Genomic DNA, 23,138 nt, shown 5'->3' on the forward strand with positions numbered 1-23,138 from the left:
AACGCGCGCTCCTCGGCGGACGCCGTCGAGCGGTCCCGGGCGTCAGCCTCCGCACTGGCGGAGCATCATGGCCTTGTCCGGGCCGGTGACGGGAAGTGCGTACTTGAGCGACACCTGCGCGAACCGCACCACGTACGCGCACCGGATCGCCTTGTTCGGCGGCAGCCAGCTCGCGGGGCCCGAGTCGCCTTTGGCGGAGTTGGCGGGGCCGTCGACCGGCATGAGGTTGAGGGGGTCGTTGGCGATCCGTTCGCGCTCGGCCCTGGTCCAGCGGGCGGCGCCCATCTGCCAGTCGTAGGACAGCGGCATCACGTGGTCGATCTGCACGGTGGCGGCGTGCTGTTTGGTCCAGTCGATGACCTTTCCGGTGTACGGGTCGTCCAGCGTCATCGACGTCACCACGCACGTCGACCCGGCCCGGAACACCACGTCCTGGCCGTCGCGCCTGAGCACGTCGTCGCGGGTGTCGCAGCCGTTGTGGGCGTAGGGGACACCCTGGGCGGAGTCCGTCCACGCGTAGCCGAACTGCTCGCGCGAGTAACCGGTCCTGGGCCCGCGGCCCTTCGTCGTGACCCTCGCGATCAGCGCCCGCGCGGCCGCCCGGTCGGCGCTCGTCGTCAGGGGCGCGAGGCCCGGCCTGGTGCCGTCGGGGTCGGCCAGCGGGCTGGTGGCGTGACCGGCGGCGGCCGACGTCGCGGGCCCGGGCCCCGCCGGGCCGCCCGCCGCGTCACCGCCGGCCGCCCGGCACCCCGGGACCAGCGCCAGCGCCGCCACCACGGCCACCGGGACCCCGGCCCACCGACGTGCACCGACCGACGACGACCGCCCGCGCATGATCGTTTCCCCTCCCCGCCGCAGCCGCGGCCACACCACCCCGCGACGGACTCCTACCCGCGCGCCGCCGCTTCCACCAACGCCCGCACCACCCGGGTGTCGTCGCCGACCTCCGGGTGCCACTGCACGCCCAGCGCGAAGCCCGCTCCGGTGGCCTCCAGCGCCTCCACCGTGCCGTCCTGCGCCGCCGCCGAGGCCACCAGGCCCGCGCCCAGCCGGTCCACCGCCTGGTGGTGATGGCTCGCCACGCCGAACGATCCGGGCAGCAGTTCGCCGATCCGGGTGCCGGGGACGGTCTCGACCGCGTGGTCGGTGAAGACGCCGGGGCGGGGGTTGTGGCCGTCGTGGCCGACCGTCTCGGGCAGGTGCTGGGCGAGCGTGCCGCCCGCGGCGACGTTCATCAGCTGCATGCCCCGGCAGATGCCGAGCACCGGCAGCCCGCAGTCCAACGCCGCCCGCAGCAGGGCGAGTTCCCACGCGTCGCGCTCCGGGCAGGGAGTGCCGGTGCGCGGGTGCGGCGCGGCGCCGTACAGTGCGGGGTCGAGATCCTCGCCGCCCGCCAGCACCAGCCCGTCCAGCCGCTCCACCAGCCGGGCGGCCCCGTCCGGCGTCTCGTCCGGCGGCAGCATCACCGCGAGCCCGCCGGCGGCGCGCACGTACGAGGGGTAGAAGGCGGGCAGCAGCGCGGCACGCATCGACCACGCGCCCCAGTGCGCCTCGGTGAAGTAGGTGCTGATCCCGATCAGCGGCTTGCGGTCCAACGCGTCGCCTCCCCGTCCGGCCCTGCCACGGCATCCGGGCCCGCCGTGGCTCAATGGTACGCAACCATACCTTTGGTTCGCCGTGGGTGCCGCGGGTCAGGTGAGGAAGCCGCGCAGCAGTGACGCCGTGCCCGCGCAGTGCTCGCGCATCATCTCGCGGGCCCCGTCGGTGTCGCCCTCCAGGATCGCGTCGAGCAGCGCCGCGTGCTGGTTCTGCGAGTGCTCCAGGTTGCGCACCAGCAGCGGGATGCGGTCCAGCAGGTCGTTGACGGTGGCCCGCACGCCGGCGTACGCGGCGGCCAGCGACGGCGACCCCGACAGCTCCGCCAGCGTCAGGTGGAGCCGGGTGTCCAGCCTGCGGTACTCGCCCAGCGGCGCGTCGTTGGTGGCCGCCAGGCACGTCTGTAGCCGGTCCTCCTCCTCGGCGGTCAGCTCCCGTGACGCGCACAGCTCCGCGGCGCCCACCTCCAGCACCTCGCGGAACCGCAGCACGTCGGCCACGTCGATCTGCTCGACCCGCCGGCGCAGCTCGTCGCGTCCCGCCGCGCCCGTGCCCGCGTCGGCCAGCGCGCCCGCCCGGTAGCGCACGAAGGTGCCGCCGTACCGCCCGCGCCTGCTCTCCACCAGGCCCTGGTCCTGGAGCACTTTCAGCACGTCCCGCAGCGTGACCCGGCTGATCCGCAGCCGCTCCGCCAACTCCCGCTCCGACGGCAGGCGTTCGCCGTAGGAGACCAGGCCGAGCCGCAGCACCTGGAGGATCTGCTCCAGCGCCTCCTCGAAACCGCTGCCCGCGCGCACCGGCCGCAGCACGGTGGACAGCCCTTCGTCGCCGCCCGGGGGGCTGTCGTCCCCGGCGTCCCGCGACTCGCTCATCGATCTTCCTCCCGCGCCCTCTTCCCAACCAAAGGTCTCTGTGTATACCTTATAGCTCCCGGTCCACCGACAGGAGGCTCACCCCGTGGCAGACCGTACGCCGCCGCTGTCCGCAGCCGAACTGCGCCGCCTCGTCGACTCCGGCGAGATCGACACCGTCGTGCTGGCCTTCACCGACATGCAGGGGCGCCTGCAGGGCAAGCGCTTCGCGGCACGCTTCTTCCTCGACGACGTCCTCGACCACGGCACCGAGGGCTGCAACTACCTGCTCGCCGTCGACGCCGAGATGAACACCGTCGACGGCTACGCGATGTCCTCCTGGGAGCGCGGATACGGCGACTTCGCCATGCACCCTGACCTCGCCACGCTGCGCCGCACCCCCTGGAACCCCGGCACCGCCATGGTCACCGCCGACCTCGCCTGGCACGACGGCACCCCGGTCACGGCCTCCCCGCGGCAGATCCTGCGCCGCCAGCTCGACCGGCTCGCCGAACGCGGCTGGAGCGCGCAGGTCGGCACCGAGCTGGAGTTCATGGTCTTCAACGACTCCTACGAGGACGCCTGGAGCCGCGGCTACCGGGCGATGAACCCGGCCAACCAGTACAACGTCGACTACTCCGTCCTCGGCACCGGCCGCGTCGAGCCGCTGCTGCGGCGCATCCGCAACGAGATGGCCGCCGCGGGCATGACGGTGGAGTCCGCCAAGGGCGAGTGCAACCTCGGCCAGCACGAGATCGCCTTCCGCTACGACGAGGCGCTCACCACCTGCGACCAGCACGTGATCTACAAGACCGGGGCCAAGGAGATCGCCGCGCAGTCCGGCAAGTCGCTCACCTTCATGGCGAAGTACGACGAGCGCGAGGGCAACTCCTGCCACATCCACCTGTCGTTGCGCGACGAGGCCGGACATCCCGTCTTCGCCGACCCCAGCGGCGAGGCGGGCATGTCGAAGACCATGCGCCACTTCCTCGCGGGACAGCTCGCCGCGCTGCGTGAGTTCACCCTGCTGTACGCGCCGAACATCAACTCCTACAAGCGCTACCGCCCCGGCTCCTTCGCGCCCACCGCCGTCGCCTGGGGCCCCGACAACCGCACCTGCGCGCTGCGGGTCGTCGGCCACGGCCACTCGCTGCGCTTCGAGAACCGCGTACCCGGCGGCGACGTCAACCCCTACCTGGCCGTGGCAGGACTGATCGCGGCGGGACTGCACGGCGTCGACGAGCGGCTGGAGTTGGAGGCCGCCTGTACCGGCAACGCCTACCGCGCGGACGCCGCCCACGTGCCCACCACCCTGCGCGAAGCCGCCGAGCTGTGGCGAAGCGGACCGCTGGCCAGGGCGGCCTTCGGCGACGACGTGGTCGACCACTACGCCAACATGGCCCGCGTCGAGCAGGACGCGTACGACAGCGCCGTCACCGACTGGGAACGCTTCCGCTCCTTCGAACGCATGTGACGTGACCGACGCAAGTGACGTGACGAGCCCGTTCGCGGCGCGCCGCAGCCGGTCGCCGTCGCCGCGGGTCCCACGACCCGTCGCCGCCCCCGGAGCCCCGCAGCCAAAGGAAACGCCCGTGCCCGACCAGCACCCCACCGAGCACCTCGTACTCAACCCGGCGACCGAGGAGTTGATCGCCACCGTCCCCGCCACGCCACCCGACGAGGTGGACGCCGCCGTCGCCAGGGCGGTGCGCGCGCAAGTCCGCTGGGCCGCCACCGCCCCCGCCGACCGGGCCCGGCTGCTGCGCCGGTTCGCGGCGGTGGTCGACCAGCACCGAGAGGAACTGGCCGAGTTGGAGGTCCGCGAGGCGGGCCATCCGATCGGCAACGCCCGCTGGGAGGCGGGCAACGTCCGCGACCTGCTTGAGTACGCCGCCGGGGGAGTGGAACGCCTCAACGGCGCACAGATCCCGGTGCCCGCAGGCCTGAACGTCACCTTCCATGAACCGCTGGGCGTCGTCGGCGTCATCGTGCCGTGGAACTTCCCGATGCCCATCGCCGGCTGGGCCACCGCCCCCGCGCTCGCCGCGGGCAACGCCGTCGTGCTCAAGCCCGCCGAGACCACCCCGCTCACCGCCCTGCGACTGGCCCAACTCGCCCTGGAATCCGGCCTGCCCGAGCACCTCTTCCAGGTACTGCCCGGAGCGGGCCCGGTCGCGGGGGCGGCGCTCGTCGACCACCCGGACGTCGCCAAGATCGTCTTCACCGGGTCCACGACGGTCGGCAAGCAGGTCATGGCCCGGTGCGCCGGGCAGGTCAAGCGGGTCACCCTGGAACTCGGCGGCAAGAGCCCCAACATCGTCTTCGCCGACGCCGACGTCGAGGTCGCCGCCCTGGCCGCGCCGATGGCGTTCCTCGACAACACCGGCCAGGACTGCTGCGCCCGCACCCGCATCCTGGTGCAGCGCTCCGTGTACGAGCGGTTCATGGAACTGCTGGAGCCCGCCGTGCTCGGCGTGACCGTGGGCGACCCGGCCGACCCGGCGACGGCGGTGGGCCCGCTGATCTCCGCCGCCCAGCGCGAACGCGTCCGCTCCCACGTCCCCGAGGACGCCCCGGCCGCCATCCGCGGCGAGGCCCCCTCCGGCAAGGGCTTCTGGTACCCGGCGACCGTGCTGACCGGCCTCGCGCCGGACGCGCCCGAGGTCACCGAGGAGATCTTCGGGCCGGTGGCCGTCGTGCTGCCCTTCGAGGACGAGGCGGACGCCGTGCGGCTGGCCAACGCCACCTCGTACGGGCTCGCCGGATCGCTGTGGACCCGCGACGTCGGCCGCGCGATCCGGGTCTCCCGCGCCGTCGCGGCGGGCAACCTGTCGGTCAACTCGCACAGCAGCGTGCGCTACTGGACCCCCTTCGGCGGCTTCAAGGGGTCGGGCCTCGGCCGCGAACTGGGCCCCGACGCGCTGACCGCCTTCACCGAGACCAAGAACGTCTTCATCAGCACCGAGGAGAGCCGACCGTGACCGACCAGCACCCCACCCCCGTCTGCCGCCGCCTGCCCGGCCGCACCGCCGTCGTCACCGGCGCGGGCAGCGGCATCGGGCTGGCCACCGCGCGCCGCCTCGCCTCCGAGGGCGCCCGCGTGGTGTGCGCCGACATCGACGAGACCGCGGGCAAGGCGGCGGCCGACGAGGTCGGCGGCCTGTTCACCAAGGTCGACGTCACCGACGCCGAGCAGGTCGAGGCGCTGTTCAAGACCGCGTACGACACCTACGGCTCGGTCGATGTCGCCTTCAACAACGCGGGCATCTCACCGCCCGACGACGACTCCATCCTCACCACCGGCCTCGACGCCTGGCGCCGGGTCCAGGAGGTCAACCTCACCTCCGTCTACCTGTGCTGCAAGGCCGCGTTGCCCTACATGCGGCGGCAGGGCAAGGGCTCCATCATCAACACCGCCTCGTTCGTCGCGGTGATGGGCGCCGCCACCTCGCAGATCTCCTACACCGCCTCCAAGGGCGGCGTGCTGGCGATGTCGCGCGAGCTGGGCGTGCAGTTCGCCCGCGAGGGCATCCGGGTCAACGCGCTGTGCCCGGGGCCGGTCAACACCCCGCTGCTGCGGGAGCTGTTCGCGAAGGACCCGGAGCGCGCGGCGCGTCGCCTGGTGCACATCCCGCTGGGCCGGTTCGCCGAGGCGGAGGAGATCGCGGCCGCGGTCGCCTTCCTGGCCAGCGACGACTCGTCGTTCATCACCGGCTCGGAGTTCCTGGTCGACGGCGGCATCGCGGGCGCCTACGTCACCCCGGTGTAGTGGTCCACACGGTTCCGCCCGCGTACCGGGGCCGGGGCCGGGCACGTTCCGAAGTCACAGGAACGTGCGGCCCTCGCCCCGGTACGTGGGCACCGTCGCGGTCACCCGGTCGCCCTCGATCAGGTGCAACTGAGCAAACCGCTCGCACAGTTCACCCGCCTTGGCGTGCCGGAACCACACCTTGTCGCCGATCAGCAGGTCGTCGGCGGCCGACCCCAGCAGCGGCGTCTGCACCTCGCCCGCGCCCTCCTGCGGGTCGTAGGCCAGACCGTGCGGCAGATACGGCTGCGGCAGCCGGTCGCGGCCCGCCGCGCCGGAGGCCGGATAGCCGCCGCCCAGCACGGTCACCACGCCCACCCCCGGCCGCCGCACCACCGGCTGGGCGAACAACGCCGCCGGACGCCCGCGGAACGAGGTGTAGTTGTCGAACAGCCTCGGCACGTACAGCCCGGAACCCGCCGCGATCTCGGTGACCGCGTCCTCCGCCGCCGTGTGCTGCACACTGCCCGTTCCGCCGCCGTTGACGAACTCCAGGTCCGGCGCCACCGCGCGCACCGCACGCACCACCTCGGCCCGGCGGGCGGCCAGCTCCTTCCGGGAGACCGACTGCACCACACGGACCGCCCGCGACCGCAGCGGCTGACCGGCGACGTCGTCCCCGACCCCGGCGACATGACCCTCGTACGCCATCAGCCCCACCAGCCGGAAGCCCGGACGTCGCGTCACCTCCCGTGCCAGCGCGGCGAGTTGGGCCGGTTCGCGCAACGGGGAACGCCGCGCCCCGATCCGCACCCGCCCGCCCAGCAGCCGCAACGATGTGTCCAACTCCAGGCAGACCCGCACCTGTTGGCCGCCACCGTCGCGCGAGGCGTCGACCAGGTCGAGTTGCGCGACGTCGTCGACCATCACGGTCACCGCGTCCGCCAGCTTCTGATCACCCGTCAACTCCGTGTAGGCCGAGCGGTCCACCGAGGGGTAGGCCAGCAGCACGTCCTCGAACCCGGCCCGGGCGAGCCACAGGGATTCGGCCAAGGTGAACGACATGATCCCGGCGAACCCGTCCCGCGCCAGCACCCGTTCGAGCAGGGCACGGCAGCGCACGGACTTGCTCGCCACCCGGATCGGCTTGCCGTGCGCCCGGCGCACCAGATCCGCCGCGTTGGCGTCGAAGGCGTCCAGGTCCACGACCGCGAGCGGCGCGTCCAGATGGGCGGTGGCCCGGTCGTAGCGGGCCCGGTCGGCGGCGCGAGCGGCGCGATCAGACATGCGGGCAGCTTGCACCGTGCCCGTCCGCCGGACAAGCCCCACGGCGACCAGGGCCACGCGTCCCGACGGCTGGGGCGCGGTCCGAGCGGCCGTGCGGGGACTGCGGGCGCGGCCGGACCGGTGCCACGGGTGGCGCGAGGCGGCCGGACCGGGCGCCGACGCACAGGCACAACCCGTAGAGTTACCGCCGGCCGGTCCCGCCGCAGGTCCGGCGTCACGCACGCGTGGCCTGCACGCACCGGCCAGGAGGGGGCACCGGGTGGGAGCCGGAGTCGACAACGGGGCGCCGCGTCCCGCTCCGCCACCGCGCCCGGCCCACCCGCCCGGCCTCATCCACGGCACGCCACCCGGGTACGCCACCCGCCCCGGGTCCGCCCCGCCCGCCCCCCAGGACGCCGCCCGCCGGGCCGGGCACGTGACGAAGGCCGCCAGGGCCGCCGTCGCCGCCGGGGTCTGCCTGGTCCTGGGCGTGGGGCTACTGGCCGGGGCCCTCGTCGGCCACTGGGTCGACAACCCGGCCCAAGCGCAGACCGGCCCCGACGCCACCGCCCGCGCCTTCACCGAGGCACGCTCCGCCTGGCACGGCGTCCCGGTCGACAGCCTCTTCCCGCCCACCGTGAAGGGCACCGGCGCGGGCCCCGGCGGCGCCGACCGCACCTGGATCCGCGTGGGCGTCGCCCCGGACGGCGGCTGCGCGGGCGCCTTCGACCCGCCGCTCGCCGCCGCGCTGGCGCCGCTGGGCTGTGCCCGGCTGCTGCGGGCCACGTACACCGACGCGACCTCCAGCGACGTCACCACCGTCGGCGTCCTGGTCACCACCGCGAGCCCGGCCGCCACCGCCGCGTTCAGCGCGCACTGGACCTCCTCGCACCTGGGCGGGCGCACCGACGCCATGCCCAGGCCGGTCGCCTTCCCCGGCACCGACTCGGCGGGCTTCGGCACCGCCCAGCGCGCCAGCTGGACCGTGAACGTCTCCGCCGGACTCCCGCTCGTCGTCTACGCGGTCAGCGGCTTCGCGGACGGCCGCACCGCCGGCGCGCCCCAGCCCGCCGCCGCGGCCACCGTGCGCGGCGCCACCACCGTCCCCGCGCAGTCCGGCCTCGGCTACGACGCGGCCGGACTCGCGCAGGCCATCGCCGGCCGCTACACCGCCGCCGTCCCCGACGCGCTCGACCCGGGCGGCCCCGGCCAGTCCCCGGCCGGACAGGGGACACCGTGAGGCGCGTGACGCGGCGGACCCACGCGGTCGTGGCCGTGCTGCTGGCGTGCCTGGCGACGGCCCTGCTGCCCGGCGCGCCCGCCGCCCGGGCCGACTCGATACGCGACCAGCAGTGGCCGCTGACCACCCTGCACGCGGCGCAGGCGTGGCGCACCAGCGAGGGCGAGGGCGTGACCGTCGCGGTGCTGGACACCGGCGTGGACGGCACCCACCCCGACCTGACCGGCCAGGTGCTGCCCGGCACCGACCTGGTCGGCTTCGGGGCGAAGCGCGGTGACTCCGCCTGGGCCCGGCACGGCACCGCGATGGCCGGGATCATCGCGGGCCACGGGCACGGACCCGGCGGCAGCGAGGGCGTGATGGGGATCGCGCCGCGGGCGAAGATCCTCCCGGTACGGGTGATCCTGGAGGACACCGACCCCAAGCGGCAGCAGGCCCGCGAGACGCGCGGCGGCGCCCTGGCGCAGGGGATCCGGTGGGCCGCCGACCACGGCGCCGACGTCATCAACCTCTCGCTCGGCGACGACAGCAAGACCGCCCACCCCGACGCGGCGGAGGACGAGGCCGTCCAGTACGCGCTGGACAAGGGCGTCGTGGTCGTCGCCTCGGCCGGCAACAGCGGCCAGAACGGCGACCCGGCCTCGTACCCCGCGGCCTACCCCGGCGTGATCGCGGTGACCGCCGTCGACCGCTACGGGCACCGCGCCGCGTTCTCCACCGAACGGTGGTACGCGACCGTGGGCGCGCCCGGCGTCGACGTGGTGATCGCCGACCCGGACCGCGACTACTACGAGGGCTGGGGCACCTCGGCGGCGTCGGCCTACGTCTCCGGCGTGGTCGCGCTGATCCGCTCCGCGTACCCGCGGCTGAGCCCCGGACAGATCCGCACCCTGCTGGAGACGACGGCCACCGGCACCCCCTCCGGCGGGCGCGACGACGCGGTCGGCGCGGGGGTGGTCGACCCGGTGGCCGCGCTGGCCGCGGCGGCCCGGCTGCGCCCCGCCGCCCAGACGCCCGCCGCCGCGGCCTACGCCCACCGCTACTTCGGTTCGGGTCCCGCGTCCGGCGCCCCCAAGGCCGCGGCGGGCGGCACCTCGGGGCTGGCGCCGGTCGCCGCGGTCGCGGGGCTGTGCCTGCTGGCGGTCGCCGCGGCGCTGCGGGTGTACGTCTGGCGGCTGCGCGGCTGAGCCGCCCGCGCGCCGGACGGCGTACCGGCGCCGATACCCTCGTGCCGTGGCTGACAAGAACATCCCGGACCCCGGCTTCGCGGACGACGACGGCAGCGCCGACCCCCGGCTGCGCGCCGCGCTGGAGGCGTACGCGAACGACCCCGCCGCCGAACCCGAGGTGTTGGCCGCACTGCCCACCGCACGGCTGCTGGTGCCCGTCGTCGCGCTGCTTGGCGAGGCGGAGACCGGGCCGGACGGCCTGCGGCGCGAGAAGACCAGCGACATGGCGGTGCCGACCATCGAGGCGCCGGACGGCCGCCGCGCGCTGCCCGCGTTCACCTCGGTCGAGACGCTGGCCCGGTGGCGGGCCGACGCGCGGCCGGTGGCGGTGCCGTTCCGGCAGGCGCTGGCCGCGCTCGCGCACGAGGGGGCCGACACTCTGCTGATCGACATGGCGGGCCCGGCCCGCTACGTCCTGTCCGGGCCCGCGCTGCACTCGCTGGCCTCCGGCCGGGACCGAGTGGACCCGCTGACCGACCCGGACGTCGCCGCGGCGCTGCGCGAGACGCTGGCCGCCGAGCCCGAGGTGGTGCGCGCCCACCTCACCCCGCCGCGCGGCGGGGACGGCGCGCCGACGGACGGCACGCTCTGCCTGGTGCTGGCTCCGGGGACCGAGGTGGCCGTCGTCGCCCAGCGGGTCGCGTCCGCGCTGGCCGGGCACGACGCGTTGCGGGCCCGGCTGGTGCGTGGCCTGGACCTCGCGCTGCTGCCGCCCGAGGCACGGGTCCCGGGCGAGCCGCTGTTCGCGCGCTGACGGGCTCGTACGGCGACAGCGTTCGCCCGTACTGCTACAGCACTGAGGGCGGGCGCCCGGCGCGCCCGCCCTCACCGCCCGTCACGTGGACGGGAAACCGTCAGCCGAAGACCGGTCCGGTGTACTTCTCGCCCGGGCCCTGGCCCGGCTCGTCCGGGACGACGGACGCCTCGCGGAACGCCAGCTGGAGCGACTTGAGCCCGTCGCGCAGCGGACCGGCGTGGTAGGAGCCGATCTCCGGGGCCCCGGCGGTCACCAGCCCGGCCAGCGCGGTGATCAGCTTGCGCGCCTCGTCGAGGTCCTTGTGCTGATCGCCCTCCTCGGCCAGCCCCAGGTTCACCGCCGCGGCGCTCATCAGGTGCACCGCGACCGTGGTGATCACCTCGACCGCGGGCACCTCCGCGATGTCGCGGGTCATCGTGTCGAAGTCGGCGCCGGGCTGCTGCGCGCCAGGGCCGGCGGGGCCGTCGGGGTGCGGGGTGGTGTCGCTCATGACGCACACGATAGGCCCCGTTCGGGCGATTACTGCCGTCGGCCAACGACTGGTATGCTGGTGGATCGACCGGCCGGACACTCCTGTGCCCGGCCCGCAAGTGGAGCTCCAACTCCCACCTGACCGGCCCCCGGGCCGGCGGGTCCCGGTCAGACGGTGCGGTGTCGACGACGCCGTGGCCGTCCGATGCGCCCCGCGGAATAAACGCGGCGGTGCTCCCGGTTGTGAGGAGCCCCGCCTGTGTCCCGTACGGGGCGTTTTTGGCGTCCAGGGTACGGGGTCGTAGGTACAAAGACTCAAAGTCGCGCGCTGTCCGCCAGACGGCGCGTGGTGCAACCGAGGAGGCCCCATCAGCGCCGAGCCCCGCATCAACGACCGGATTCGCGTCCCCGAGGTGCGACTCGTCGGTCCCAGTGGCGAGCAGGTCGGCATCGTGCCGCTTGCCAAGGCCCTGGAGCTCGCACAGGAGTACGACCTCGACCTGGTCGAGGTGGCGGCGACCGCCCGCCCGCCGGTGTGCAAGCTCATGGACTACGGGAAGTTCAAGTACGAGTCGGCCATGAAGGCCCGTGAGGCGCGCAAGAACCAGGCGCACACGGTCATCAAGGAGATGAAGCTCCGGCCGAAGATCGACCCGCACGACTACGACACCAAGAAGGGTCACGTCGTCCGGTTCCTCAAGCAGGGCGACAAGGTCAAGATCACGATCATGTTCCGTGGTCGCGAGCAGTCCCGGCCCGAGCTGGGCTTCCGGCTGCTCCAGCGGCTCGCTGAGGACGTCCAGGACCTGGGCTTCGTCGAGTCCAACCCCAAGCAGGACGGCCGGAACATGATCATGGTTCTCGGTCCGCACAAGAAGAAGACCGAGGCGATGGCCGAGGCCCGCGAGGCGCAGGCCGCCCGCAAGGCCGGTCGCCAGCCCCAGCAGGACGAGTCGGAGCAGGACCAGGAGCACGAGCAGCAGGCTCAGGCTCCCGCCGACGCCGGCTGAGGCCAAGGCCGAGAGGAGCCCCGGAGCCCTGGTTCCGGGTCAGGCGGTGCGATGGACCCCTGCGGTCGTCGCGTCGCGGTAATGCAGGACTGACGCTCTCCGTCCGTCGTGACCGGCGGACGGGAGGGCCAGCGACGAGGAGACTACGGCGCCATGCCGAAGAACAAGACGCACAGCGGTGCGAGCAAGCGGTTCAAGCTCACCGGCTCCGGCAAGGTGCTGCGCGAGCGGGCCGGCAAGCGCCACCTGCTGGAGCACAAGCCGTCCACCAAGACCCGTGCCCTGACCGGCACCGTCGAGGCGGCCCCGGCGGACGCCAAGAAGATCAAGAAGCTTCTCGGCAAGTAACGGACGCGCCCTCCTGGCGGAGGCGTATCCCTCAGACCGGGACCAATCGTTTTCGGGCCGTGTGAGTTCCCACCGCGGTCCCTTACAAGGAGTTACCAAGTGGCACGCGTCAAGCGGGCAGTGAACGCCCACAAGAAGCGCCGGGCAATCCTCGAGCAGGCCAGCGGCTACCGCGGGCAGCGCTCCCGCCTGTACCGCAAGGCGAAGGAGCAGGTCACCCACTCCCTCGTCTACAACTACAACGACCGCAAGAAGCGCAAGGGCGACTTCCGTCAGCTGTGGATCCAGCGGATCAACGCCGCCGCCCGCGCCAACGGCATCACCTACAACCGCTTCATCCAGGGTCTGAAGGCCGCCAACGTCGAGGTGGACCGCAAGATCCTCGCGGAGCTGGCCGTCAACGACGCCAACGCGTTCGCCGCCCTGGTCGAGGTGGCGCAGAAGGCCCTCCCCAGCGACGTGAACGCCCCGAAGGCCGCGTGACCCGCTCCCTTCGCCCGTAACGTCGCGGGCCTTCCGGCCCGTTCCGGAAACGCCCTTGGGACGTCGCACAGGACCCAGGACCCGCAGGCGCACGCCTGCGGGTCCTGGGCTGTCCTGGGCACCGCTTCCGGCGGCGGGCCGGCCCGCCGCCGCAAGCCCGTCCCGCCACCGCCCGCACCGACCACCGAAAGCGCGCGCACCGTGACCCCTGACCTCACCTCGCCCCGCAACCCCCGCGTCGCCGCCGCCAAACGCCTGGCCAAGCGCAGCACGCGCGGCAGGGAGCGGCGCTTCCTCGCCGAGGGCCCGCAGGCCGTCCGCGAGGCCGTGGGCCACCTCGTCGAGGTCTACGTGACGCCGGAGGCCGCCGAGCGGCACGCGGACATCGTCCGGGCCGCCTCCGGTGCCGGGGTGCGGGTGTTCACCGCGACCGACGAGGTCGTGGCGGAGGTCTGCGACACCGTCACGCCGCAGGGCGTCGTCGGCGTCTGCCGCTTCCTGGACTCCCCGTTCGAGGAGATCCTGCGCGGCGCGCCCAAGCTCGTCGCCGTCCTTGCCAACGTCCGCGACCCGGGAAACGCAGGCACCGTGCTGCGCTGCGCGGACGCGGCGGGCGCCGACGCGGTCGTGCTCACCGACGCCTCGGTGGACCTGTACAACCCCAAGGCCGTGCGCGCCTCCGTCGGCAGCCTCTTCCACCTCCCGGTGGCCGTCGGCGTCCCCGTCGACCAGGTCGCGAGCGGTCTGCGCGCGGCCGGGGTGCGGCTGCTCGCGGCGGACGGCGCGGGTGAGCGCGACCTGGACGCAGAGCTGGACGAGGGCACCATGGGCGGCCCCACCGCGTGGATCTTCGGCAACGAGGCGTGGGGCCTGCCCGAACAGACCCGCGCGCTGGCCGACGAGGTGGTGCGTGTCCCCATCCACGGGCGCGCGGAGAGCCTGAACCTCGCCACGGCCGCCGCGGTGTGCCTCTATGCGTCCGCCCGTGCACAGCGCGCACCCGGAGGGTGCCGCACGGTGGCCGCCGACCAGTAGGGTGTCGCCCCTGGGTCCGGGAGGGGATGCGGGGATGGACAGTACGACTGGAGCCGGTCCGGCCGGTGGTCCGCCCGCCGGTCCCGCGCGGCCCGCGCCCGGCTGCCTCGACCCCGACGACCTCCCGGACGGGCTGATGGTCGCCGACCACGACGGGCGGGTGACCTGCTTCAACGCGGCCGCCGCCCGCATCACCGGGGTGCGCCGGGCCGACGCGCTGGGTGAGGCGTACGACCGCGTGCTGCCGCTGGAGGACCTCGAAGGCCGCCGCTGGTGGGCGCTGACCGACCCGTACCGGGGCCTGGCCGTGCGCACCGGGCAGCCGGAGCGCAACCTGCTGCTGCCCGGCGGCCGCGAGGTGCTCGTCTGCGCCCGCTACGTGCGCGAGCGGCCCACCGGGCCGGTGGTGCGGCTGGTCGTCTCGGTGCGCGGCACCGAGGCGCGCCGCCGCACCGAACGCAGCCACGCCGAACTGATCGCCACTGTCGCCCACGAACTGCGCTCCCCGCTCACCTCGGTCAAGGGCTTCACCGCGACGCTGCTGGCCAAGTGGGAGCGGTTCACCGACGACCAGAAGCAGCTGATGCTCCAGACCGTGGACGCGGACGCCAACCGCGTCACCCGGCTCATCGCCGAACTGCTGGACATCTCCCGCATCGACGCCGGCCGCCTGGAGGTGCGCCGCCAGCCGGTGGACGTGGCCGCCGCCGTCAAGCACCGGGTGGACGCCCACATCGCCGCCGGTACCCCGGCCGACCGCTTCCGCGTCCTGGTGGCCGACCCGCTGCCGCCGCTGTGGGCCGACCCCGACAAACTCCAGCAGGTGCTGGTCAACCTGCTGGAAAACGCGGTGCGCCACGGCGCGGGAACCGTCACCATCGAAGTGGCACCCGCGCCACGACCGGGTGCGTCCGGCACATCCGACGCGGAGGGAACGGCCGTCACCGTGAGCGACGAAGGCCCCGGCATCCCCGAGGAGTCGGTCGGGCGTGTCTTCACCCGCTTCTGGCGGGGGAACCGGCGCGGCGGCACCGGCCTGGGCCTGTACATCGTCAAGGGCATCGTCGAGGCCCACGGCGGCACGATCACCGCGGGCCGGGCGCCCGGCGGCGGCGCCCGGTTCCGATTCGTCCTGCCCGCCGGGACCCCGGCCTTCCTGGCCTGAGCCCCCCGGCGGGCGTCCACCTGCTGATCCACGCGCGGGGCGGTGCGCCGCCGCCCAGTAGAATCGGCCTTTGGCCCCCTGGGCCGTACGCGGTCCACGCGAGGACCCCGCGCGCCAGCCCCAACCGGAAACACGGGAAGAGATGTCGGCACCCAACAAGTCGTACGACCCTGTCGAGGTCGAGGCGTTGAAACCGGAAGAGATCGAGCGGATGCGCGACGAGGCGGTCGCCGCCATCGCCGCCGCCACCGACCTGGAGGCGCTGCGCGAGGTGAAGGTCGCCCACACCGGTGACCGCTCGCCGCTGGCGCTGGCCAACCGGGAGATCGGGGCGCTGCCGCCGCACGCCAAGGCGGACGCGGGCAAGCGCGTCGGCCAGGCCCGCGGCGCGGTCAACAAGGCGCTCAAGGCCCGCCAGGAAGAGCTGGAGGCGGAGCGCGACGCCCGCGTGCTGGTCGAGGAGGCGGTGGACGTCACGCTGCCCTACGACCGCCGCCCGGCCGGCGCACGCCACCCGATGACCTCGTTCGCCGACCGCATCGCGGACGTCTTCGCCGCGCTCGGCTACCGGGTCGCCGAAGGCCCCGAGGTCGAGACCGAGTGGTTCAACTTCGACGCCCTGAACTTCCCGCCGGACCACCCGGCGCGCGAGATGCAGGACACCTTCTTCGTCGAGCGCGACGGAGTGGCCGACTCCGGCGTCGTGCTGCGCACCCACACCTCCCCGGTGCAGATCCGCTCCCTGATCGGGCAGGAGCCGCCGGTCTACGTGATCTGCCCCGGCCGCGTCTACCGCACCGACGAGCTGGACGCCACGCACACCCCGGTCTTCACCCAGGTCGAGCTCCTCGCGGTCGACGAGGGGCTGACCATGGCCGACCTGAAGGGCACCTTGGACCACATGGTGCAGGCGCTGTTCGGCGAGGGCATGCGCACCCGGCTGCGGCCGAACTTCTTCCCGTTCACCGAGCCGTCCGCCGAGATGGACATGGTCTGCTACGTGTGCCGCGGCGAGTCGGTCGGCAACCCGGACCGCCCCTGCCGCACCTGCTCCTCCGAGGGCTGGATCGAGCTGGGCGGTTGCGGCATGGTCAACCCGCGGGTGCTGACCGCCTGCGGCGTGGACCCGGAGAAGTACAGCGGTTTCGCCTTCGGCTTCGGTATCGAGCGGATGCTGATGTTCCGCCACGACATCGAGGACATGCGAGACATCGTCGAGGGTGACGTGCGCTTCACCCTTCCGTTCGGGATGGAGATCTGATGCGGGCCCCGCTTTCCTGGCTGCGGGAGTACGTCGACCTGCCGGCCGGCACCACCGGCAGCGACGTGCAGGAACGGCTGGTCGCGGCCGGCCTCGAGGTCGAGAGGGTCGAGCGGCTGGGCGCCGGTCTCGCCGGCCCGCTGGTCGTCGGCGAGGTGCTGGCGATCGAGGAGCTGACCGGCTTCAAGAAGCCCATCCGCTACTGCCAGGTGGACGTCGGCAAGGCCAACGGGACCGGCGAGCCGCAGAACATCGTGTGCGGCGCCACCAACTTCCGGGTCGGCGACAAGGTCGTCGTCATCCTGCCCGGCGGCGTGCTGCCCGGCGACTTCCGGATCTCGGCCCGCAAGACCTACGGCAAGACCTCCGAGGGCATGATCTGCTCGGCCCGCGAGCTGGGCATGGGCGACGACCACGACGGCATCATCGTGCTGCCGCCCGAGCACGAGGCCGGCACCGACGCCATCGGGCTGCTTGAGCTGGTCGACGAGGTGCTGGACATCGCGGTCACCCCCGACCGCGGCTACTGCCTGTCGATGCGCGGGATCGCCCGGGAGACCGCGACCGCGTACGGGCTGCCGCTGCGCGACCCGGCGCTGCTGGACGTGCCCGCGCCGAACTCCCACGGCTACCCGGTGGAGGTCGCCGACCCCATCGGCTGCACCCGCTTCACCGCCCGCACGGTGACCAACGTCGACCCCGACGCGGTCTCCCCGCTGTGGCTCCAGCGCCGTCTGCAGAAGGCGGGCATGCGGCCGATCTCGCTCGCCGTGGACATCACCAACTACGTGATGCTGGAGCTGGGCCAGCCCTTGCACGCCTACGACCGCTCCCGGGTGAAGGGGACGATCGGAGTGCGCCGGGCGGCGCAGGGCGAGAAGCTCACCACGCTGGACGGCACCCAGCGCACGCTGGACGCCGAGGACCTGGTCATCACCGACGACTCCGGTCCGATCGGGCTCGCCGGTGTCATGGGCGGCGCCCACACCGAGATCGACGACACCGGTGCCACCACCACCGAGATCGTCATCGAGGCCGCGCACTTCGACCCGGTCGCGGTCGCCCGCACCTCGCGGCGCCACAAGCTGTCCTCCGAGGCGGCCAAGCGCTTCGAGCGCGGCACCGACCCGCTGGCCACCTCGGCCGCCGCGCAGCGCACGGTGGACCTGCTGGTGCTGCTGGCCGGCGGCACCGCGGAGGCCGGGGTCACCGAGGTGATCACGCCGTCCGCGCCGCACACCATCGCGATCCCGGCCGACCACCCGGACCGCGTCGCGGGCACCTCGTACGGCCGCGAGACCGTGGTGCGCCGCCTGCAGCAGGTCGGCTGCGACGTCTACGGCTCCGACGAGCTGGTCGTCACCGTCCCCAGCTGGCGGCCCGACCTGCGCGACCCCAACGACCTGGCGGAGGAGGTCATCCGGCTGGAGGGCTACGAGAACCTGCCCTCCACGCTGCCCAAGCCGCCGTCCGGGCACGGCCTGACCGAGGGCCAGTTGCTGCGCCGCAGGGTCGGCCGGGCGCTGGCCGGCGCGGGCTACGTCGAGGTGCAGGCCTACCCGTTCGTCGGCGAGGCCGCCTTCGACCAGCTGGCCCTGGACAAGGACGACCCGCGCCGCCGCACGGTGCGCCTGGTCAACCCGCTCTCCGACGAGGAGCCCGGGCTGCGCACCACGCTGCTGCCCGGACTGCTCGCCACACTGCGCCGCAACGAGGGCCGGGGCGCGCACGACCTGGCCCTGTTCGAGACCGGGCTGGTCTTCCTGCCCACCGGCGAGGAACCGCTGCCGCCGAAGCTGCCGGTCGACCGCCGTCCCACCGCCGAGGAGATCGCCGCTCTCGACGCCGCGCTGCCGCACCAGCCGCGCCACGTCGCCGTGGTGCTGGCCGGTTCCCGCGAGCCCGCCGGCTGGTGGGGCAAGGGGTACGCCGCGAGCTGGGCGGACGCCGTCGAGGCGGCCCGCACCGTGGCCCGCGAGGCCGCCCTCGAACTGGCGGTGCGTCAGGCGCAGTACGCGCCCTGGCACCCCGGCCGCTGCGCCGCGCTCTACGTGGGCGACCAACTGATCGGCCACGCGGGCGAGTTGCACCCGCGCGTCATCAAGGCGCTGAGCCTGCCGGAGCGCACCAGCGCGATGGAACTCGACCTGGACCTGGTGGAGCGCGCCAAGGGCGGACCGGTGCGCGCGCCGCGCGTGTCCACCTTCCCGGTGGCCACCCAGGACGTCGCCCTGGTCGTGGACGCGGGTGTGCCGGCGGCCGAGGTCGAGGCCGCGCTGCGGGACGGCGCGGGCGAACTGCTCGAATCGCTGCGGCTGTTCGATGTCTTCACGGGTGAGCAGATCGGCGAGGGCCGCAAGTCGCTGGCGTACGCGCTGCGCTTCCGCGCCCCCGACCGCACCCTCACCGCCGAGGAGGCGTCCGCCGCCCGCGACGCGGCGGTGGCGCGTGCCACCGAGCGCACGGGGGCCGCGCTGCGCGGGGTGTGAACCGGGGGCGGGCCCGTCCCTGAAGGGCCCCGAGGGGCGCGTCCGGAGTGTGGTCCGGACGCGCCCCTCGCGCGTGCCGGGGGCACGGAGGACGAGTTTCCGGGGCGGTCGGGGGGCGGCGAGTCTCACCCTGGACGTGAGCCCGAGGGTTCTGTAGCTCGAACGAGTGAATTGCCTACCCAGGGTGGTGGTTTGCGCGCGTACGGTCGCGAGAATCGACCGACGCGGCAAGGGGCTCGCAATCACCGACCATGGCCGCGGCCATGAGGGGGAGCCGTCGGATGACCCGGACCAGCACAGCGACCGCCGCGCGCGACGGCGCACGCGGCGGTGCGCAAGGCGGCGCGGACGGCGCGGGCCGAGCGTCGCTCGGGAAGACGGCCCTGGCGCGGGCTCTGACCGGCGGCCGGGCGGGCCTGGGCCGGGCGCTGGTCCTCGTGCTGCCCGCCTTGTGGACCGGAGCCGTCGTCGCCCTGGAGGCCGTCGTGCCGGGCGGTCACCGCCTCGTCCCGCTGCTCGGCGCGACCCCGGCGGTGGCCTGCGCGGGCAGCGGACGGCGCCGGTGCGTGCTGCTGGGCGGGGCCTGCGCGTTGCTCGGGCTGCTGCCCTTCTCCGGGCTGGGCGCGGCGGGGGGCGGCGGTCACGACACCGCCGCGCTGGTGACGCGGGCGGGCACCGCGCTCGCGGTGCTGACGGTCATGGCGGCCGGCTGCCTGGTCTGCGGCCGGCGCACCCGGCTCGCCGACGAACTGGAACGGGTCCGGGAGGTCGCCGTCGCGGCCCAGCAGACGCTGGTGCGCCCGCTGCCGCACCGGGTCGGCGGCTTCGGGGTGGCCGGCGCGTACCTGCCGGCGCAGGTCGGCGCGCAGGTCGGCGGCGATCTGTACGACGTGCTCGCCACGCCGTACGGCGTCCGGGTCGTCCTCGGCGACGTGCGCGGACACGGGCTGCCCGCGCTCGCCACGGTCGCGGCGCTGCTGGCGGGGTTCCGGGAGGCGGCGCACGAGGAGCCCGGGCTCGACGGCGTGATGCGGCGACTGGAGCGCTCGATGGCCCGCCACCTGCGCGAGCGCGCCCAGGCGGAACACCCCGCCGCCGGGCGCCCGAGCGGCGGACAGGCCGCGGTGGGCGAGGAGTTCGCCACCGTACTGCTGCTCCAGGTGCGCCGCGACGGCACCCTGACCGCCCTCAGCTGCGGCCACCCCTGGCCGCACCGGGTGCGGGCGACGCCGGGCAAGCCGGTGCGCGTCGTGCCGCTGTCGGGCGCCCGGCCCATGGCACCACTGGGCGTGCTCGACCCCGGAGCCCAGCGCCCGCGCCCCCATCACGGCAAGTTGCGGCCCGGGGAGGCGCTGTTCCTGCACACCGACGGCGCACAGGACGCCCGTGACGCGGCCGGGGAGTTCTTCCCGCTGCCCGCCGCGCTGGAGCGCGCCGCCGGGCACGCGATCACCGGTGACGGCTCGCTCGTCCCCGAACTGCTCGTCGCGGCCGTGCGCGAGGCGCTGCTGCGGCACGCGGGCGGGCGCCCCACCGACGACGTCGCGCTGCTGGCGTTGCGCAGGGACCCCGCCCGCGCCGACGGGCGCCCCGGGCCCCGCCCTGCGCAAGGCGCCGCCGAACTCAGCTGTACGACCAGCCCTTGACGTAGGTGATGTCGAGCTGCGCCCACGAACCCGGGGCCGCCGACGGCCCGTTGAGCGCGGACTCGTTCTGGATGATCCACGACATCGGCTGGTCGGGCACGCCCTCGGTGGAGTGCCCGACGACCTTCCCGTCGAGCAGGAACTCCACGCTGCCCGGGGTCCAGACGATGTCGGTGGTGTGCCAGGAGGTCCACTTGGCGCCGGTCTCGTACTGGTCCTGCGCGCCGCCCGCCATGCCCTGGTGGTGCGCGTAACCCCAGATACCGCCGTCCCAGTTCCCCTCGGCGAAGTCGTCCTCGCAGTTGGGGCAGGCGTTGTCGTCCTGCGGCCACAGCATGTGCGCGCCCTTGTAGCCGGGCGCCGCCTTCGAGACGCGGAAGCGCTCCTCGAACTTGCCGTACGTGCGGTCCATCAACTTCCTGGGCACCAGGGCCGCCGAGTGCACGACGCCGCCCGCCGCCGACCGCCAGAGCCTGATGTGGAGTTGGCCGTCACCACCGACCGGCGAGATCCACAGGTCGCTGCCGGGGTCGTACGTGCCGTGCACCCGGTAGCCGTTCTCGCTCGCGGTGTCCGGCCACCCCTCGGGGTACGCCCACCAGTCGGCCCGTACGGAGGCTGGCAGGTCGGCGCAGTAGGCGCGCGGGGTGTCCACGTCGTGCGCGCAGTCGGCGAAGTCGCCTTTCGGCACGGGGGTGTCGAAGTCGTCCTCGAACAGCAGATGGAAGTGGGACGAGCCGGACGCAGCCGCCGCGCCGGACCCGGTCGTCGCGGACGCGGGGGCCGGAGGCGGCTGGGCGGCCGTACCCGCCGGTGCGCAGCCGCCCAGCAGGAGTCCGGCCGTCGACAGGACGACCACGATGAGCCTTCGCACCGCACGCCTCCGTTCCCTCGGATCACACCAGCGTGACCGACGGGGCCCCTCCGGCACACGGGAACGCGGCACTTCACATGCTCGGGCCGCCCGCGAACGGCGGGCCGACACGCGAACGGGCCGCCGCCTCCGGTGTGGGAGGGCGGCGGCCCGTTCGCGCGAAGGGCTCAGGCGTAGTCGTAGAAGCCGTGGCCGGTCTTGCGGCCCAGGCGGCCCGCGTCGACCATGCGCTGGAGCAGCGGGGGAGCGGCGTACAGCGGCTCCTTGTACTCGTAGTACATCGAGTCCGCGATCGCGGCGACGGTGTCGAGGCCGATCAGGTCGGACAGCTTGAGCGGGCCCATCGGGTGGGCGCAGCCCATCTCCATGCCGTTGTCGATGTCCTCGCGGGTGGCGCTGCCCGCCTCGAACATCCGGATCGCGGAGAGCAGGTACGGCACCAGCAGCGCGTTCACCACGAAGCCGGAGCGGTCCTGGGCGCGGATGGCGTGCTTGCCCAGCACGTCGCCGACCAGCTTCTCGGCGCGCAGCAGGGTCTGGTCGGAGGTGGTGAGGGCCGGGATCAGCTCCACCAGCTTCTGCACCGGGGCCGGGTTGAAGAAGTGGATGCCCAGCACGTGGTCGGGGCGCGAGGTGGCGACCGCGAGCTTCACCAGCGGGATGGAGGAGGTGTTCGAGGCGAGGATGGCGTCCTGCCGGGCCACCACCTGGTCGAGCACCTGGAAGATCTCGGTCTTGACCTGCTCGTTCTCCACGACGGCCTCGACGACCAGGTCGCGGTCGGCGAACTCGCCCAGGTCGGTGGTGAAGGTCAGCCGGTCCAGCGTCGCGTCGCGCTCCGCCTCGCTGATCTTGCCGCGCTCGGCGGCCCGGCTCAGCGAGTTGGTCAGGCGGGTGCGGCCCAGTTCCAGTGCCTCGCCGGTGGTCTCCGCCACCCGTACGTCGAGCCCCGAGCGGGCGCACACCTCGGCGATGCCCGCCCCCATCTGTCCGCAGCCCACCACTCCGACGAAGCGGATGTCGCCCGCTCCCGACTCTTCGCTCATCTGTCGCCTGGCCTCTTTCTTGCCCTCGGTCGTGTCCAAGCTCGCGCCGCCCCGGGTCGCGGGGTGGCATGCCGGCGGGTGGTCGCAGGGACCGGTAACCCACCCGGGCGACCCTACACCGGCTCCGAAGCGGCCCCGATACGGCTGTGGACGGTGGTGAGCAGCAGGTCCTTCACGGGTCCCGACACCCGCCACACCACGCGCCAGCGGTCCTCACCGAGCACCGTGAACTCGCCCCGGTAGTGGTCGGCGGCACACGGGTGCCCCACCACGCAGGTCCCGGTGCGCAGATCCAGGGGGTGGAAGGGTCGGCCGTCGGGGAAACGCACCAGCGCGGTGCCGTCGCCGGCCGGCTCGAAGCGGTGCTCACGGCTCGCGGGCCTGGTCACCCCGCCCCAGGTGAAAGCCCCCTGTTCGACGTGGCGCAGCGCACCGTGCGGCGGCTCCGCGGTGAAGTCCGCGCGCCCGGTGAACCGGCCCTCGGCGCCACCGGCCAGATCGCGCACCACGCGCTCGACGTGCCAGGCCCCGGCGAGGTACGCCAGGGCGTCCGGCACAGGGCAGCCGTGCTCACGCGCCGCCGTCCGCCCGCGCGACGACGGTGCGGATCCGGGTCGCGTGGT

General features: G+C 74.0%; 22 protein-coding genes. 14 read left to right on the plus strand and 8 right to left on the minus strand.

All coding sequences use genetic code 11. The annotated features are described in order from the left end of the window. Nucleotides 1-42: 42 nt before the first annotated feature. The 3 genes from CK485_RS24885 to CK485_RS24895 form a co-directional block, all read right to left on the minus strand. The gene (locus tag CK485_RS24885; RefSeq protein WP_109454064.1) at nt 43-834 is read right to left on the minus strand and encodes an HNH endonuclease family protein; all 792 of its coding nucleotides are present in this window, start codon (nt 832-834) and stop codon (nt 43-45) included. A gap of 53 nt (nt 835-887) precedes the next feature. Continuing rightward, nucleotides 888-1,595, minus strand: coding sequence for a gamma-glutamyl-gamma-aminobutyrate hydrolase family protein (locus tag CK485_RS24890; protein WP_109454065.1), 708 nt, complete (start codon nt 1,593-1,595; stop codon nt 888-890). A 96-nt stretch (nt 1,596-1,691) separates the two neighbouring features. Continuing rightward, nucleotides 1,692-2,468: an FCD domain-containing protein gene (locus CK485_RS24895; protein WP_109454066.1), complete on the minus strand. Its 777-nt coding sequence runs from the start codon at nt 2,466-2,468 to the stop codon at nt 1,692-1,694. 85 nt (nt 2,469-2,553) lie between these two features. Between CK485_RS24895 and CK485_RS24900 the strand changes: the two genes are divergently transcribed. The 3 genes from CK485_RS24900 (at nt 2,554) to CK485_RS24910 (ending at nt 6,216) form a co-directional block, all read left to right on the plus strand. Next, entirely contained in the window at nt 2,554-3,921 is a 1,368-nt protein-coding gene (locus CK485_RS24900) for a glutamine synthetase family protein (protein ID WP_109454067.1), read from the plus strand. Between the two features lie 118 nt (nt 3,922-4,039). Then, nucleotides 4,040-5,428, plus strand: coding sequence for an aldehyde dehydrogenase family protein (locus CK485_RS24905; protein ID WP_109454068.1), 1,389 nt, complete (start codon nt 4,040-4,042; stop codon nt 5,426-5,428). Continuing rightward, nucleotides 5,425-6,216: a 3-oxoacyl-ACP reductase gene (locus CK485_RS24910; protein ID WP_109454069.1), complete on the plus strand. Its 792-nt coding sequence runs from the start codon at nt 5,425-5,427 to the stop codon at nt 6,214-6,216. Before CK485_RS24905 ends, CK485_RS24910 begins: the two co-directional genes overlap by 4 nt. Before the next feature lie 54 nt (nt 6,217-6,270). Here CK485_RS24910 and CK485_RS24915 read toward each other — a convergent pair whose 3' ends face one another. Beyond that, complete coding sequence (locus tag CK485_RS24915) at nt 6,271-7,482, minus strand: amino acid deaminase/aldolase (protein ID WP_109454414.1); 1,212 nt, start codon at nt 7,480-7,482, stop codon at nt 6,271-6,273. Nucleotides 7,483-7,741: 259 nt separating this feature from the next. Between CK485_RS24915 and CK485_RS24925 the strand changes: the two genes are divergently transcribed. The 3 genes from CK485_RS24925 to CK485_RS24935 are packed head-to-tail and all read left to right on the plus strand — an operon-like array spanning nt 7,742 to nt 10,684. Then, nucleotides 7,742-8,701, plus strand: coding sequence for a hypothetical protein (locus tag CK485_RS24925; protein WP_199239499.1), 960 nt, complete (start codon nt 7,742-7,744; stop codon nt 8,699-8,701). A 5-nt stretch (nt 8,702-8,706) separates the two neighbouring features. After that, nucleotides 8,707-9,888 (plus strand): type VII secretion-associated serine protease mycosin, encoded by a 1,182-nt coding sequence (gene mycP / locus CK485_RS24930; RefSeq protein WP_109454415.1) that lies wholly within the window; start codon nt 8,707-8,709, stop codon nt 9,886-9,888. 46 nt (nt 9,889-9,934) lie between these two features. Then, entirely contained in the window at nt 9,935-10,684 is a 750-nt protein-coding gene (locus CK485_RS24935; RefSeq protein ID WP_109454070.1) for an SseB family protein, read from the plus strand. A 100-nt stretch (nt 10,685-10,784) separates the two neighbouring features. Here CK485_RS24935 and CK485_RS24940 read toward each other — a convergent pair whose 3' ends face one another. Further along, nucleotides 10,785-11,102, minus strand: a complete 318-nt coding sequence (locus tag CK485_RS24940) for a DUF1844 domain-containing protein (RefSeq protein WP_109454416.1) — start codon at nt 11,100-11,102, stop codon at nt 10,785-10,787. 424 nt (nt 11,103-11,526) lie between these two features. On the opposite strand from CK485_RS24940, the gene infC reads away from it, so the two are divergent. The 8 genes from infC to CK485_RS24980 all read left to right on the plus strand — a co-directional run bounded on the left by infC (nt 11,527) and on the right by CK485_RS24980 (nt 20,595). Beyond that, entirely contained in the window at nt 11,527-12,168 is a 642-nt protein-coding gene (gene infC, locus CK485_RS24945; RefSeq protein WP_109454071.1) for a translation initiation factor IF-3, read from the plus strand. Between the two features lie 153 nt (nt 12,169-12,321). Then, on the plus strand, nt 12,322-12,516 hold the full coding sequence (gene rpmI, locus CK485_RS24950) for a 50S ribosomal protein L35 (RefSeq protein WP_109454072.1): 195 nt from the start codon (nt 12,322-12,324) through the stop codon (nt 12,514-12,516). A gap of 99 nt (nt 12,517-12,615) precedes the next feature. Further along, nucleotides 12,616-12,999, plus strand: coding sequence for a 50S ribosomal protein L20 (gene rplT / locus CK485_RS24955; RefSeq protein ID WP_006141703.1), 384 nt, complete (start codon nt 12,616-12,618; stop codon nt 12,997-12,999). Nucleotides 13,000-13,200: 201 nt separating this feature from the next. Next, nucleotides 13,201-14,034: an RNA methyltransferase gene (locus CK485_RS24960; RefSeq protein ID WP_109454073.1), complete on the plus strand. Its 834-nt coding sequence runs from the start codon at nt 13,201-13,203 to the stop codon at nt 14,032-14,034. 34 nt (nt 14,035-14,068) lie between these two features. Beyond that, the gene (locus CK485_RS24965) at nt 14,069-15,199 is read left to right on the plus strand and encodes an ATP-binding protein (protein WP_109454074.1); all 1,131 of its coding nucleotides are present in this window, start codon (nt 14,069-14,071) and stop codon (nt 15,197-15,199) included. Nucleotides 15,200-15,341: 142 nt separating this feature from the next. After that, the gene (gene pheS, locus CK485_RS24970; RefSeq protein ID WP_109454075.1) at nt 15,342-16,460 is read left to right on the plus strand and encodes a phenylalanine--tRNA ligase subunit alpha; all 1,119 of its coding nucleotides are present in this window, start codon (nt 15,342-15,344) and stop codon (nt 16,458-16,460) included. Further along, nucleotides 16,460-18,949 carry a phenylalanine--tRNA ligase subunit beta gene (gene pheT / locus CK485_RS24975; RefSeq protein WP_109454076.1) on the plus strand — a complete coding sequence of 830 codons (2,490 nt, stop codon included), beginning with the start codon at nt 16,460-16,462 and terminating at the stop codon, nt 18,947-18,949. Before pheS ends, pheT begins: the two co-directional genes overlap by 1 nt. A 281-nt stretch (nt 18,950-19,230) precedes the next feature. Continuing rightward, a complete protein-coding gene (locus tag CK485_RS24980) occupies nt 19,231-20,595 on the plus strand; it encodes a PP2C family protein-serine/threonine phosphatase (protein WP_109454077.1) in 1,365 nt (454 codons plus the stop codon). Here the strand turns inward: CK485_RS24980 and CK485_RS24985 are convergent. The 3 genes from CK485_RS24985 to CK485_RS24995 all read right to left on the minus strand — a co-directional run bounded on the left by CK485_RS24985 (nt 20,573) and on the right by CK485_RS24995 (nt 23,072). After that, the gene (locus CK485_RS24985) at nt 20,573-21,469 is read right to left on the minus strand and encodes a glycoside hydrolase family 16 protein (protein ID WP_109454078.1); all 897 of its coding nucleotides are present in this window, start codon (nt 21,467-21,469) and stop codon (nt 20,573-20,575) included. The two genes, CK485_RS24980 and CK485_RS24985, sit on opposite strands and share 23 nt — an antisense overlap. A 167-nt stretch (nt 21,470-21,636) precedes the next feature. After that, nucleotides 21,637-22,515, minus strand: coding sequence for a 3-hydroxybutyryl-CoA dehydrogenase (locus CK485_RS24990; protein WP_109454079.1), 879 nt, complete (start codon nt 22,513-22,515; stop codon nt 21,637-21,639). 113 nt (nt 22,516-22,628) lie between these two features. Next, nucleotides 22,629-23,072, minus strand: a complete 444-nt coding sequence (locus tag CK485_RS24995; protein WP_109454080.1) for a DUF6314 family protein — start codon at nt 23,070-23,072, stop codon at nt 22,629-22,631. Nucleotides 23,073-23,138 lie beyond the last annotated feature (66 nt).

The organism is Streptomyces sp. ICBB 8177 (assembly GCF_003144095.1).
In the GTDB taxonomy this organism is placed as follows: domain Bacteria; phylum Actinomycetota; class Actinomycetes; order Streptomycetales; family Streptomycetaceae; genus Streptantibioticus_D.

Excerpts from the sequence above, each read along its gene's own strand:
- CK485_RS24885 (WP_109454064.1), bottom strand. The coding sequence starts at position 834 with ATGCGCGGGCGGTCGTCGTCGGTCGGTGCACGTCGGTGGGCCGGGGTC.
- CK485_RS24895 (WP_109454066.1), bottom strand. The coding sequence starts at position 2,468 with ATGAGCGAGTCGCGGGACGCCGGGGACGACAGCCCCCCGGGCGGCGAC.
- CK485_RS24915 (WP_109454414.1), bottom strand. The coding sequence starts at position 7,482 with ATGTCTGATCGCGCCGCTCGCGCCGCCGACCGGGCCCGCTACGACCGG.
- CK485_RS24940 (WP_109454416.1), bottom strand. The coding sequence starts at position 11,102 with ATGACCCGCGACATCGCGGAGGTGCCCGCGGTCGAGGTGATCACCACG.
- rpmI (WP_109454072.1), top strand. The coding sequence starts at position 12,322 with ATGCCGAAGAACAAGACGCACAGCGGTGCGAGCAAGCGGTTCAAGCTC.
- CK485_RS24965 (WP_109454074.1), top strand. The coding sequence starts at position 14,069 with ATGGACAGTACGACTGGAGCCGGTCCGGCCGGTGGTCCGCCCGCCGGT.
- pheS (WP_109454075.1), top strand. The coding sequence starts at position 15,342 with ATGTCGGCACCCAACAAGTCGTACGACCCTGTCGAGGTCGAGGCGTTG.
- pheT (WP_109454076.1), top strand. The coding sequence starts at position 16,460 with ATGCGGGCCCCGCTTTCCTGGCTGCGGGAGTACGTCGACCTGCCGGCC.
- CK485_RS24980 (WP_109454077.1), top strand. The coding sequence starts at position 19,231 with ATGACCCGGACCAGCACAGCGACCGCCGCGCGCGACGGCGCACGCGGC.
- CK485_RS24990 (WP_109454079.1), bottom strand. The coding sequence starts at position 22,515 with ATGAGCGAAGAGTCGGGAGCGGGCGACATCCGCTTCGTCGGAGTGGTG.